The sequence below is a fragment of the Parabacteroides sp. AF17-3 genome, assembly GCF_003635445.1.
Taxonomy (GTDB): domain Bacteria; phylum Bacteroidota; class Bacteroidia; order Bacteroidales; family Tannerellaceae; genus Parabacteroides; species Parabacteroides goldsteinii.
Window position 1 is genome coordinate 40,062 of record NZ_QTMM01000020.1, and the last position, 13,807, is coordinate 53,868.

The 13,807-nt window shown below is 45.0% G+C and carries 7 protein-coding genes and 1 pseudogene; 5 read left to right on the forward strand and 3 right to left on the reverse strand.

The features are described 5' to 3' along the window. The first annotated feature begins 15 nt into the window (after positions 1-15). The 3 genes and pseudogenes from DWW91_RS23110 (at position 16) to DWW91_RS23120 (ending at position 4,604) form a co-directional block, all read left to right on the forward strand. Positions 16-1,614: a DUF4874 domain-containing protein gene (locus tag DWW91_RS23110; RefSeq protein WP_122329037.1), complete on the forward strand. Its 1,599-nt coding sequence runs from the start codon at positions 16-18 to the stop codon at positions 1,612-1,614. A 320-nt stretch (positions 1,615-1,934) separates the two neighbouring features. Continuing rightward, positions 1,935-3,117, forward strand: a pseudogene (locus tag DWW91_RS23115) (glycoside hydrolase family 76 protein). Positions 3,118-3,134: 17 nt separating this feature from the next. Continuing rightward, a complete protein-coding gene (locus DWW91_RS23120) occupies positions 3,135-4,604 on the forward strand; it encodes a glycoside hydrolase family 125 protein (protein WP_007655823.1) in 1,470 nt (489 codons plus the stop codon). A gap of 845 nt (positions 4,605-5,449) precedes the next feature. On the opposite strand, the gene DWW91_RS23125 is transcribed toward DWW91_RS23120, so the two are convergent. The 3 genes from DWW91_RS23125 to DWW91_RS23135 all read right to left on the reverse strand — a co-directional run bounded on the left by DWW91_RS23125 (position 5,450) and on the right by DWW91_RS23135 (position 11,618). Continuing rightward, on the reverse strand, positions 5,450-5,899 hold the full coding sequence (locus DWW91_RS23125) for a hypothetical protein (RefSeq protein ID WP_007655825.1): 450 nt from the start codon (positions 5,897-5,899) through the stop codon (positions 5,450-5,452). Positions 5,900-6,279: 380 nt separating this feature from the next. Then, complete coding sequence (locus DWW91_RS23130) at positions 6,280-8,331, reverse strand: RagB/SusD family nutrient uptake outer membrane protein (protein ID WP_195437192.1); 2,052 nt, start codon at positions 8,329-8,331, stop codon at positions 6,280-6,282. 14 nt (positions 8,332-8,345) lie between these two features. After that, positions 8,346-11,618 (reverse strand): TonB-dependent receptor, encoded by a 3,273-nt coding sequence (locus DWW91_RS23135; RefSeq protein ID WP_122329038.1) that lies wholly within the window; start codon positions 11,616-11,618, stop codon positions 8,346-8,348. A 483-nt stretch (positions 11,619-12,101) separates the two neighbouring features. On the opposite strand from DWW91_RS23135, the gene DWW91_RS23140 reads away from it, so the two are divergent. Beyond that, the gene (locus tag DWW91_RS23140; protein ID WP_007655829.1) at positions 12,102-12,800 is read left to right on the forward strand and encodes an NAD-dependent deacylase; all 699 of its coding nucleotides are present in this window, start codon (positions 12,102-12,104) and stop codon (positions 12,798-12,800) included. A gap of 39 nt (positions 12,801-12,839) precedes the next feature. Continuing rightward, complete coding sequence (locus DWW91_RS23145; RefSeq protein ID WP_122329039.1) at positions 12,840-13,796, forward strand: nitrilase family protein; 957 nt, start codon at positions 12,840-12,842, stop codon at positions 13,794-13,796. Positions 13,797-13,807 lie beyond the last annotated feature (11 nt).

The window sequence follows — 13,807 nt, forward strand, 5'->3', positions numbered from 1 at the left end:
CTTAAATCATATCTCATGAAACAAAAAAAATACTTTATTCTTATTCTATCAGGGTTATTCTTTTGCTTTGCCAATTGTATACACGGAAATAATCCGGACAAAGGCAACGGAAAAGCAAAGACAATCACCTTCCGCGGCATCTATGCCGACGACCCTGCCGGACAGGAAGGTCTGTATAATCCGGAAAGAGGCTTCCGATTGGAAATAGCAGTCGACATTGCCAGCGGGAAAGATGTCTGGAACCCTAAACAATTCCCTGATATAACCAGTCATTTAGAATCAGAGTCTGCTATCTATGCATCAGATAGTGTCAGCCTGGTTCAAAGCTACTTTTATCTCACCGGATTTGTAGGAAAAGACTTATCGGAAGATGCTTTTACCACAATGGATACCTATTTCAACAAACTAAGAGAATTAGGTAAAAAAGCCGTATTGCGATTTGCTTATGAAACTGCTTTTATGGGAAGAGCGGGAAGTGGCCCTACCTTGGAAGATGTGCTCCGCCATATGGAACGACTGAAACCATTCCTTGCACAAAACACAGATGTCATCCAAGTTGTTCAAGCCGGATTCATCGGTGCATGGGGCGAATGGCACAGTTCATTCCACGGACTGGAAAAAACGAATGACAGCAAACGTACCATCCTGGAAAAGATAGTCTGGATGACTCCGGAAAACAGAATGGTACAAGTAAGAGTCCCGGAATATAAAAACCTGATAAACAAAGAAAGTAAATCATATAACAGAGTTTCTTTCCACGATGATTTCATCATTATAAAACCTCATAAATGGGACGGGAACATGCATGAAGGAACTCCTTATTTCAACCAAATCGTTGAAGAAAGTCCTTATTTAGCCATAGACGGAGAACTTCCCTGGGGTACCTGGAGCATGAATGAAGATCCCGACAATCCGGAAGCCGGATGGGTTATCGACGGCAAAGCGACAGCCAGACAGCTTTTCCTGCAACATTACACCTCGCTCAGTGCCATCCATAATTACAAAGAGAAAGGAACTAAAGATAAATACTCAATGATGTATTGGAAAGAAACTCCACTGGAAGAATCATTCCTGTCGGAAAACCATATGCCTGTTTCCGACAAATACTTTAAAAATCAGGACGGAAGTCCGGCTACACGAAACGTATTCGATTATATCCGGGATCATCTGGGTTACCGGCTGGAACTGCAACAACTCAAAATAAACGGCAACCCGGCAGCCGGAAAAGAAATCTCACTGGACCTCTCCCTGATTAACAGAGGCTTTTCCACCTTATTCAATGAACATCCCGTTTATTTTGTACTGATCGATGAACAGAACCGGATCACGGAATTTCTGACGGAGACGAACGTTCACAACTTCCAACCATACCAGCCCAAAGATCCGGAGTGTAAACCTTTGCTTCATACCATCAAAGGACAATTTATTATTCCGGAACACCTGGAAACAGGAAAATACCGGCTAGGTCTCTGGATTCCTGATGGCTCCGAACGGTTGAAATATAACAACCGCTATGCCATCCGTTGTGCCAACGGAGATACGGAATGGTGGAGTTCGCCCGACAACAAATATGGCATCAACATCTTAACGTCATTAGATATAATACGCCACTGATCTATTCGCCGGTCAGATTAGAAACTGCTTTGAATTTATTATTTGATTTATTTATTGTCAAAAGTGAGCTATCTTGTCCCCGTGCTTGACACGGGGCCGCAAGAGAACTGGCGGTATCAAAAAATACATACAGGATACAGTCTGTCCCCTTGCGATCCCGTGTCAAGCACGGGAACGGGATAACTCAATTATTTCTACATTGGAACCAAACAATAAACTCAAAACAATTTCTAGTTTTTTACCTGCCTCTTTTATAATTCAATAACTAAAGAAAAATATTATATTTGCACCTTTCATTCTTAATTCAATTATTATAGACCATGAATACTAAATCAATTCTTAATTGTTGCCTGCTCGCATTGTGTTTTTGTGCGTGCACCGGACAACATCTTCCCGGTGAAAACAGGGATGTAGCTATCGCAGATTCCTTATTAACCAACATCCTGACAAAGTATAACGTCGAAAAGTACGGTCTTCTTTCCGAGACCTACCCGGTAAACCCGGAAAATCAGGTCACTTACCTTGCCGAAGGGAGCGAACAGAAAAAGAACCAGGAAGTCTCTTTCCTATGGCCTTACTCCGGTATGTTGTCGGGTTGTATCTCCCTCTATGACGTTACCGGAGATAAGAAATACCTGGAAATACTGGAAAAACGTATTATCCCGGGACTGGATCTGTATTGGGATAATACACGTACCCCGCACTGTTATCAAAGCTATCCGAGATTCAATGGTGAAAGCGATCGCTTTTACGATGATAATGACTGGCTGGCCATCGACTTCTGCGATTTGTATGCCCTCACCAAAGACCAACAATATCTCCTGAAAGCAAAAGAGTTGCACAAATATATACAGCGGATGGGACGATGCGCTGGGAGGCGGCATCTACTGGTGCGAACAGAAAAAGACCTCTAAAAACACCTGCTCCAATGCCCCGGCAACCGTCTTGTGCATGAAACTGTATAACCTGACGAAAGAACAAAAGTACCTCGACCAGGCCATCGAAACATATAACTGGACAAAGAAGAACCTGTGCGACCCTGCCGATTCGGTATATTGGGATAACATCGGACTCGATCAAACAATCGGTAAAGCCAAATTCACCTACAACAGCGGACAAATGATCCAGGCAGGCGTACTCCTCTACCAGACAACCTCGGACGAGACTTATCTGACAGACGCAAAGAACACTGCAAAAGGCGCTTACAATCATTTTTTAGGGAAACGTACAGGGATTAACGGAAAAGATGCTTACTTTTACCCCACAAATCCATGGTTCAATGTCATTTTATTACGCGGTCTCCTTGCTTTAGCGGAAGTAGACAACGATTATAAATATGTCAGAACAATGGCGGACAATGCCCATTACGCCTGGGAATATACCCGCGACGAAAACGGATTCCTGGGGAATGACTGGGCAGGGACCGACAACAAAAAGTTCAAGTGGCTGCTGGACAATGCCTGTATGATCGAGCTTTTTGCTGAAACAAGTAACATTCAATAAATAAAATATATAAACCCATGACTACACGTAGAAACTTTCTAAAATCCGGAGGTTTGTCTCTGGCTGGTCTGTTGGTCGGGCAAAAATCATTTGCTCATTTGACAGAATCGGCTACACCGGGCGCACCTCTCGTGTCTAACACATTACAGTACACTTGCCAACGTCCGGCACCGGAAAAACGTCAGTTTACTTCTGCCGCCGTCGAAAAGGCAATCCAGACGACAAAAGCCAAACTGAAAGATCCGAAGCTGGCCTGGATGTTTGAGAACTGTTTTCCAAACACACTCGATACGACCTGTGAGCATAAAATGGTAAACGGCAAGCCTGATACATTCGTCCTTACAGGTGATATCCATGCGATGTGGCTCCGTGACTCATCCGCACAGGTTTTTCCGCATATCATTTTTGCAAATGAAGACCCGAAAGTAAAGACAATGCTGGCAGGTGTTATCAACCGCCAGACCTGGTGTATCAACATCGACCCGTATGCCAACGGTTTCAACGAAGGCCCGACAGGCAGCGAATGGGAAAGTGACCGTACGGAGATGAAACCGGAACTTCACGAACGCAAATGGGAGATCGACTCGCTCTGTTACCCCATCCGCCTGGCTTATCACTTCTGGAAAAAGACCGGCGACACCTCTCCTTTCGATGCCGAGTGGGAGAAAGCAATGAAAACCGTCTATAAAACGTTCATTGAACAACAACGTAAGGATGGACTCGGTCCGTATCGTTTCTCCCGTAAGACAGACCGCCAGGGAGACACCTTGCTGAACGACGGTTACGGTAGTCCGGTAAACCCTGTCGGATTGATCGTTTCTTCTTTCCGCCCGTCTGACGATGCGACTTTGTTCGGTTTCCTGATCCCGTCGAATATGTTTGCCGTTACTTCACTCCGCCAGTTGGCAGAGATGATGCGCGACATCAAAAAGGATAACGACTTTGCCCGCCAGTGCGACTCATTGGCCGACGAAGTAGCTGCCGCCATCGAGAAATACGGTATTGTAGAACACCCCGAATTCGGAAAGGTATATGCTTTCGAGGCAGACGGTTTCTATAACCACGTTTTCATGGACGATGCCAATGTCCCCAGTTTGTTGGCTATGCCTTATCTGGGATGCGTCGATGTAAACGATCCGGTCTACCAGAATACCCGCAAACTGGTTCTGAGTCCGCTGAACCCCTACTTCTATAAAGGCAAGGCAGGCGAAGGTATCGGCGGTCCGCACATCGGTTTCGACTTTATCTGGCCGATGAGTATCATCATGCGATGCAATACGACCAACGACACCGAAGAAATACGCCACTGTGTAAAAATGCTCCGTGATACGGACGGCGACACCGGTTTCATGCACGAATCATTCCACAAAGACGATCCAAAGAAGTTCACCCGCTCCTGGTTCGCCTGGGTTAACACCTTGTTCGGCGAAATGATTTACCGCCTGGTACAGGAAGGTAAAACGGATATATTGAATAATTTGGGATGATTGAGTTAATATAGAAATAATTGAGCTATCAGTTTATAGCGACGAGAGTAACCAATTCCCCTCTTGAGAGGGGAGACAGGTACAACCAGTCACTATAAATAGCTCAATTCTGATAAGAAGTGAACCATCTGTGAATATGACTAGTTGTACCTATTTCTTCTCTTTGAAAGGGGATAAGAGATGTATTAATACCAGTAAATAAAACAAAACTGATTGCAGACTCTCCCAATAAAAGTTTTTCCGTTTTTTTCTTCATTCCTTCATCTATAACATATAGAGTTTATAAATCAAAGAATACAAAATGAATACAATGAAGGATCCGATATAATTTGTAATTAAATCGATGTAAAAATCTCTATTTCTCCCCTATCGCTTCATCATGAACAACCATTGGATACCGGCAAATCCAAAGGTATATCTTATCTCTTTATTAGTGTACAGGTAGAGTGGGACTGATATACTTTTAGACCAAAAGTGCTGTATCTGTTCTTGTCCGTCATTCGTCAAACGCTTGTTCGATATATGTCGTACGCTTATCCGATATTAGTCGAACAAGCGTTTGACAATTAACGGACAAGAAATCGGACATGACTTTTGAACTAAAGAATAATAAGATAAATGCTTACAACATACGACTTACTCTTTTGTTGATATACAGAAAGCTTCCCTTTATTCATTTATTACATGGAAAATTTGAATTATATAGATGCTACAGGATGATATCCTTCATTATGTTCATCTACAAACCATTAATCATCAGCACAGTAACTCCTATATGAACAAATGAAGAAAAAAAACGGAAAAACTTCAGATGATAAAGATACTGTCTTGAATTAGCCTCTTTATCATTTCCCCATTTGCCTTAGCAGGTATTCTACATTAATAAAATGCCGGGTATATTCCGCATGCATCTTTCTCGCAACTGAACAGCTGGATGCCATCCGGGCAAGAAATTGTAAATGTCTTCCCAGGGAAGTATTCATTTCTAATCGCTGCGTTTTGGGGATACTGTCCTGTACGGAATAAACTCCGCAGGCCATTTGTATTTCCAACAATCCTTCATCCCAGGAGTGTTGCGTATACTTACATAAAAATCCGAGGTTTCTCTTCAGGTCTTTGCTTAGTATGCTCAATACTTCAAAGTCGGTGCGTTTAGGGGAACATGCGCCCGGATTGACCAGACGGGCCAGTTTGAGGTAAAAATCTTTTAGTTCTTCTTCAGAAAAAGGAGAAGGGTTTCCACTTAACCTTTGCAGGTCTTCACTTTGTTGGGCAGTTAAAAATTCTGTGTCCATACCTATTAATATTAGATGTGAAGGCGAAGATTTTCTGAATATAAGAGCGGTTCCGCCTGTCCCGTTGCATTTCACACCTAGGCGCAGTAGATGCATTAACATTCTACACGGGGGTACGGAACCGCCATATAGAATGATCGCAAGCGGACATAAAAATGCCCGCCACGGAAATTGGCAGGTTTCCCCGCCTAGGTTATGAAATGCACAGCAAATGTACGATAATAATTAAAGGGTGCAATAAAAAACACGTCAAAAATCATAGGCAAGTCGAAATAAATAGAGATTCATCAAAAAGGGGAAGAATATTCTCCCGAACTCTCTTCCCCCACCTTGTTAACCATCAATTCAGTTAACTGTATGTACTCTTTAAATATTCAGTATTATTCCAGTGCTTTACCGGGCGCCATCGGCCAATACGGATTCTGATACATTACCGTGGTGTTTATATCTTCCGGATTGGTGGCGGCAAGCTGCATATCCTGCAAACCGATCGGACTGAGGTAAAATGCCTTTCGCCAGGTCAGTCCATCGTAAAGCTGGTTGTTGATACTGGTTCTGCGTAGCGGACGCAAATATTTACTATCTTCTTTCCGCGAAACATTTGCCTCAGTCGTGCCGTCGGCAACTACTGCCGAAACTTCTACACCGTCTACCGTTTTTGTATATTTCAGGTAAGCGGCATCCCAGAAGTTCACACCTTCAATGATATAAGGCTTCGTAAGCAACTGATCCCAAGCACGCCACCGGATCAGGTCGTCCCAACGCATGCCTTCGCCATTAAATTCGCAACGACGTTCGCGACGGATATTATAAAGTGTCGGATCCACCAACTGATCGCCGGAATAAACGGCCAGGTCATTTTCGTTGCCCAGATTGGTTGCACCAATGGTTTTTGAGAAATCCTCATCAACACCGGCACGGCGGCGGATAGCTTTCCAATACCCTTGCGCTTTGCCGTCGAGCGAACCGTTTTTCTCATAGCATGCTTCCATATAGTTCAGATAGGCTTCCGTAGCCCTGAAAATAACACAACCGTTACTTCCCAGCAATTCGTCATTCCTGTTCTGGTCGTAATCGTATGTGTAAGCTTTGCGCGGACGGTATCCGGTGATATCCCGGTTTTGTTCGGCATCTGAAATGATACGGAAATTTTCCATGTGCACTACGACACCGGTATCGGCTATTGCAGGGTCTTTCGTATCACTGCGCTGTACGTCTTCTTCTCCCCAGACAAACAGTTGCAGGCGTTCGTCACGGTCTTTTTTCTCCTGCGATACGGTGACGTCTCCGTGATAACCCGAACCGGCAGCATAAATGGGCAGTCCGTTCTTCATCAGGAAAGTATTAACCAGTGCACGGGTCATTCCGGTGCGGTCGCCTACCTGCAAACGGATGGGTACACAATGGGAAATGCTCAATCCCTTATTATACTGCTTCCATAGCAACACCTCGTTAATCCCTGACGCATCCGGCGTGCTGAACATTTCGAAATAAGGATTCCAGCCGTATACTTGTCCGTAAACGGGATTCATCACATGGGAGTTATCCGTCAGCGTGGCCTGATCGGCTACTGCTGACGCAGCATCCATAGCCTGAGTCAGGAAAAAGTCTATTTCGCCGGGTATATCGAACGATTTACCGCTGTTATAGTCCATCTTAGCTCCCGGCCAGTTCGCATCGCCCGGTACACGGCCCGTACCCTGGTGGTATTTTTCGAAAGTAGCTTCAAAGAGGGCTACTCTCGATTTCAGCAGTAGCGCTGTTTGTTTATTGATACGCTGGTTCATTTGAAAACCATGATCTTTAAGACGGGAGATCGCCTCATCGAGGTCTTTCAGGATAAAACGGGCCACTTCATTGCGGGGTGCTCGTTTGCTGTGTTCGACAAGCACGTCGCTCTGGTCGGGCAGTACTTCTTCCACGATCGGGAAATCACCGTATTTCACAAGGGCTACGTAATAACTCAATGCACGGAAAAAATAGGCCTCCCCGATATAATGGCTAAGCAGATCGCTCGCCCCCTGGATCGTTCCGGCCTCTTCTTTAGGAAGCACCTCTTCAAACAGATAATTCCATACACGGACGCGGGATAACAAGCCTTGTGTGGTCTTACCGGCCGACACCTGCCAGTTTCCGGCAAAATAATTAAGGTTGCCTTCGTCCGTCAGCAGGTTATCGGTATTGGCATCATTACGTTGCACGCCGGAATTCCAGGCCGTTTGATGATACATTTTGGTTCCGTTGGAATTTTCGAGTTGGGAGTCGTAATAGTTAAGCACGTAATTACCCACCTGATCCACTGTTGTGAAATAAGATTCCGGGGTTATCTGGCTGATCGGAGCGCGTTCCAGAAAGTCGTTACAGGATGTCATCGCCAATCCGCCCATACCGATCAATGCGCCGACATATATATGTTTTAATTTTAGTCTCATATTCATTCAATGAATTAAAAGTTTACATTTAAACCGATTGAAATAGTTTTCTGCAAAGGATAGAGTTTACCGTCTCCCCAGTCGCTGCCCAGCAATTCGGGATCGAATACGCCGCTGATATCAGATAAAGTCAGCAAATTGTCACCGGAAACATAAATACGTACCGATTCCATCCCTGCTTTTTGCGTCCATATTCTCGGTAAGGTATATCCGACCTGCATATTCTTCAAACGTATATAAGCTGCGTTTTGCAAATAGCGGGTCTGGGTACGCTGGTTCTTGTCGGTATTGAAATAGGGTTTCGGATAGTAAGCTCCGGTGTTGGCTCCTAACGGGTCGCCCTCCGGACGCCAGTAATCGAGATGTTCGCCGAAAGCACAGGACTGCCACTGGTATCCTTGTGCTCCCCAAAAATATGGTCCGCCCAACATATAATCTCTTTTCATGATACCTTGCAGGAAAATGGAGAAGTCGAGTCCGTTCCAGGCTCCGTCCAATGTAAGACCGAAATTATAGCGTGGTGTATTGTTACCGATAATCTTCATGTCTCCATGATCGTCGAGCGTATTGGCTCCACTATCTACACCGTCTTTACCATCTATATTGGCATACATGATATCGCCCGGCCCCCAGCCTGTTCCCCAGTTAGGCGTACCTCCGTTGGCAAGATGTTTGTCCATCTCTTCCTGAGTTTGTGCGATCCCAACCGTCTGGTATCCCCAGATATCCCCCAGAATCTGCCCTTTATAATACGTACTCAGGGCCATTGTTTCATTCGGATACCTAAGTATTTTACGCAAGTTGTCGGATACAACCAGGCGAACACCATAGTCGAATTTCTGAATACGGTCTCTCCACGACATTTCCAGTTCCCATCCATATGATTTCATATCGCAGTTGTTGATCTGCGGAGCATTGGCCCCCAAAACGGAAGGCAACAGAGGAGCCGGCCCGATCATATCATATGTATAACGGTTGTAATAATCGAACGAACCGGTCAGGCGATTGTCGAACAGTCCCCAATCGAAACCGACATTCCATGATTCGATCGTCTCCCAGGTCATCAGACTGCTGACGATGCCCGGAAGGCCGGCCACATTCTGCTGGGTACCGTTTATCAGCCAACTGGAAGAAGCCGTACCGGTCGGCATGTTCTGATAGAACGGATACCAGGCATCGGTACTGTCCGTATTGTTATTACCGAGCTGTCCCCAGGATGCTCTTACCTTCAATGTTCCGACTACACTGTTCAGGGGTTCGAAAAATGCTTCGCGAGCTATATTCCAACCTGCCGAGAAGGAAGGGAAAAGGCCCCAGCGCTGATCGCCGATAAAACGGGAAGAACCATCGTAACGCAGATTAGCTTCCAGCATGTAACGGTCGGCATAATTGTAGTTAATACGTCCGAAGAAACCGGCAATGGCCCGTTCACGTGCCCAGGAACTTGCTTTCTTATTATCCTGTGTCAGGCCGAGCGACGGGACATCCGCAGAGATCAGATCCGTACCGAAGCCATTCAATCCGCTCGGACGGTAAAGTTCGGCATTGAAACCGGCCATTACTTTAAAGTTATGATTGCCCAGCGATTTGGTATAATCCGAATAAATATTGGTAGAGAAGTAGTCTTCATCCTCACGTGAATCCGATACTTCCGAGTAGCCGGCTGCACCACCGTTCCAAGAAAGAAGATACGGTTCGTTTTTGGCATCGTACGCATAAATAGGCAATACCGCCCAGCTCTGTTTACGGTAGTAAGAACGCATACTGCCTTCAGCAACGATACGCCAGTCTTTAACAGGTTCGAAAATAGCCTGCAACTGCTGGGTGTACCAGTTCTTCTGGCTGGTTTGCTTTCCTCCGTCTTCCAGCTGGACAATTTCCATATCCCGCTGATAATGCCCGTTCGGATCGACAACCGGGCAGGTCGGCCAGCGGCGTGCAATATTATGGAAGAACAAACCCGTCAGATAGGTCGGGCGATGATAATCTTCACGCGTCCATTTGCCGGTGTAGTTTACAGTGACCCAGTCGGCCAGTTTTGCCGAAATCTTTGCATTCATTGTATAACGGTTGAACTTATCATCGCCATGCTTTAGCAAACCGGTCTGGTCAAGGAAACTACCACTGAGCATATAGGTCAACTTATCAGTACCACCACTCAGGCTAAGATTATGTTCTGTAGAAGGCACCCAGTCACGATAAAACTCGGAAAACCAATCCGTATTGGCAAAAGCGCCTCCATAGTTTTGCCATTTTCCGTCAGCACCAGCAACAGTACCATAATATTCAGGTTTAGTAGGGTCAGTGAACTTACCGTCCATATAGTCCTTGATATTTTTCATGGCGTCGTCATTAAATATCGGATTTCCTCCCCCATTTGTGCTCGCCCTGTTGAAATATTGGGCAAATGAATAAGAATCGACCATATCCGGCACCTGGACAGCATCGGAGAAACGTACATTACCTGAATAATTTACCCGGGTCTTCCCGGCTTTACCGCTTTTAGTCGTAATAAGGATCACCCCGAACGAAGCACGTGCTCCATAGATGGAAGACGAGGCAGCATCTTTCAATACACTGATATTCTCAATATCATTCGGATTGACGGTATTCATATTTCCTTCAATACCGTCGATCAGCACTAACGGACTACCGCTTGATCCCTGACCGATCGTTCCACCCCCACGGATATTAATATTCAGCTGACTGTCAAGCGTACCACCGCTGCTACCCACCGACATATTCAAACCGGGGATAACGCCTTGAAGTGCCTGCGATACGTTCTGAACCGGTCGAGATTCAAGGACCTTGGAATCTACCGTACTGACAGAACCTGTCAGATTCACTTTTTTCTGCGAACCATACCCCACAACTACCACTTCATCCAGCTGTTTCGAGTCTTCCTTCAGCTGAATCCGGAGAGAGGATTGCCCGGTGTAAGTAATTTCCTGAGAGAGATAACCGACATACGAAACGACCAATATGCTACCCTCTTTCACCCCGGGTAAAGAAAAGTTGCCGTCCATATCGGTTACCGTACCGTTCGTAGTTCCTTTCACAACTACCGTTGCTCCTACTACAGGACCCATATCATCCTCTACAACACCTTTTACCGTTGAAGATTGCTGAGAAACCTGTACCACAATTTCCGGCTCTGCTACCGGATTTCCGTTAGCACTCATTACCGGAGAAAAAGCCAGTAAAATGCTGGTGATAATGCCTGCTTGTTTTGGGATTTTCAGGAGCATAGCATTATTTGCATTCGATAAACATAACAGTTTTTTCATGAATTTAAATAATTAATTGTTCATTTATCAACATTTTAGATCTAAAAATATCATCACATCAAACTTGATATTATCACACCCTAACCAGTAATAAATTTTTATCAATCAATTTTACAAGAACAAAAAGCAACAGAGTTCTGCTGGAACTAGGATTTTTAAGGTATATACAGGGATGCACGAGTGAATAATTTCAATAACGCCTCCCCATTAAGGTCATACTTTGACAATACATTTTGGTATTTATTAAATAAATTGCAAAAACTCAGGTTAAAATTTGTTTGTATTGTATTTGTTTATATATTTGCAACGATTTATTCATCCTAGTTCCAGCAGAACTATGTAATTTATACAAATAATAACACCTCACTTTACTCCTGAAAAAACAACCGATGCCACAAAAACACCGGGGATATTTGTTTCTAATTCATAACAGTATCTCTTATTATTTACCTATCTTTGCTAAACTTAAAACACAATAGCCTTATGAAAAAGAAATTAGTCGTACTGACCGGCGCCGGCATGAGCGCCGAAAGTGGCATTTCGACCTTTCGTGACTCCGACGGTCTCTGGGAAAAATACCGGGTGGAAGATGTAGCAACCCCCGAAGGCTTTGCCGCCAACCCTGAACTGGTCCTCAACTTCTACAACCAGCGACGCAGGGAATTGCTCAACACCAAGCCCAACGCAGGACATATCGGACTGGCTGAATTGGAAAAGGACTTTGACGTTCATATCATTACACAAAATATCGATAACCTGCATGAACAGGCCGGTAGCAGCGATGTGATCCATCTGCATGGCGAACTGATGAAATCCTGTTCCGTCCGCGACCTGAATACGACTTACGACTTGTCACCCGAGAATCCGGATATCCATATCGGGGACAAAGACCCGCACGGTGTACAGCTTCGTCCGTTCATTGTCTGGTTCGGTGAAGCGGTTCCAATGATCGACCCGGCCATACGTATGGTAGAATCATGCGACATTTTCGTCATCATCGGTACCTCCCTCAACGTCTATCCGGCTGCCGGACTACTGAATTACGTACGCCGCGGCCAACCGATCTATCTGATCGACCCCAAAGAGGTGAATACCTACCGCAACGATATCCACTTTATAAAGTCCGGTGCTTCGGAAGGAGTTAAAGAGCTTAGTAAAATACTAAAGTTTAGTACTACATGATTGAAGTTCACTATCTTTGCAAAACTTAAAACAAAAATCATGGAACCATTAAAAATCGCCACCGTGCAATTTGAGACACGGGATAACGATAAAATGTATAATCTTTCTGTCATCCGGGATATGTGCCGGAAAGCGTCAGTTGAGGGAGCGGATGTGGTAGCATTTCACGAATGTTCGGTTTGCGGATATACATTCGCCAAGGATTTGTCTTATGAAGAATTACTGGCTATCGCCGAACCAGTTCCTACAGGGGAAAGCACGCAAACCTTGATTGCCATCGCGAAAGAGTTTAACATCACGCTATTGGCCGGTTTCTTCGAACGAGACGCGGATCGTATTTATAAGGCGCAAGTATGCGTGGATGGGCAAGGCTTAAAGGCGAAGTATCGCAAGTTACATCCGTTCATCAATCCGCATATCTTACCGAGTGACCAATATGTACTGTTCGATATTAAAGGATGGAAATGCGGCATATTGATTTGCTACGATAATAATATCATAGAAAATGTACGTGCCACTACCCTATTGGGAGCGGATATTATTTTCATGCCCCACGTGACAATGTGTACTCCATCCCCTCGTCCTGGAGCCGGCTTAATCAATCCCGCTTTGTGGGAAAACAGGGAGAACAACCCTACTACCTTACGACAGGAGTTCGATGGTTTGAAAGGACGAGCCTGGCTCATGAAGTGGCTTCCCGCCCGTGCTTATGACAATGCGATTTATGTGGTATTCTCTAATCCGATCGGGCATGATTATAATGAGATCAAGAACGGCTGCTCAATGATTTTGGATCCTTTTGGCGATATATTGGCAGAATGCCGTAAATTAGGAGATGATTTCGTGATAGCTACAGCTATCCCCGAAAAGTTAAAACTAGCTGGAGGATATCGTTACCGGAACGCCCGTCGTCCGGAACTCTATGCGGATATAATAGGGCAGCCGCATGAATCCTGCCAAAAAGTCGCATGGCTAACAGGGACAACCAATGAATAACCCATTGGCAA

Bases quoted from the DNA above. Each gene is read 5' to 3' on its own strand.
- DWW91_RS23135 (WP_122329038.1), bottom strand. From the start codon at position 11,618: ATGAAAAAACTGTTATGTTTATCGAATGCAAATAATGCTATGCTCCTG.
- DWW91_RS23125 (WP_007655825.1), bottom strand. From the start codon at position 5,899: ATGGACACAGAATTTTTAACTGCCCAACAAAGTGAAGACCTGCAAAGG.
- DWW91_RS23120 (WP_007655823.1), top strand. From the start codon at position 3,135: ATGACTACACGTAGAAACTTTCTAAAATCCGGAGGTTTGTCTCTGGCT.
- DWW91_RS23110 (WP_122329037.1), top strand. From the start codon at position 16: ATGAAACAAAAAAAATACTTTATTCTTATTCTATCAGGGTTATTCTTT.
- DWW91_RS23140 (WP_007655829.1), top strand. From the start codon at position 12,102: ATGAAAAAGAAATTAGTCGTACTGACCGGCGCCGGCATGAGCGCCGAA.
- DWW91_RS23130 (WP_195437192.1), bottom strand. From the start codon at position 8,331: ATGAGACTAAAATTAAAACATATATATGTCGGCGCATTGATCGGTATG.
- DWW91_RS23145 (WP_122329039.1), top strand. From the start codon at position 12,840: ATGGAACCATTAAAAATCGCCACCGTGCAATTTGAGACACGGGATAAC.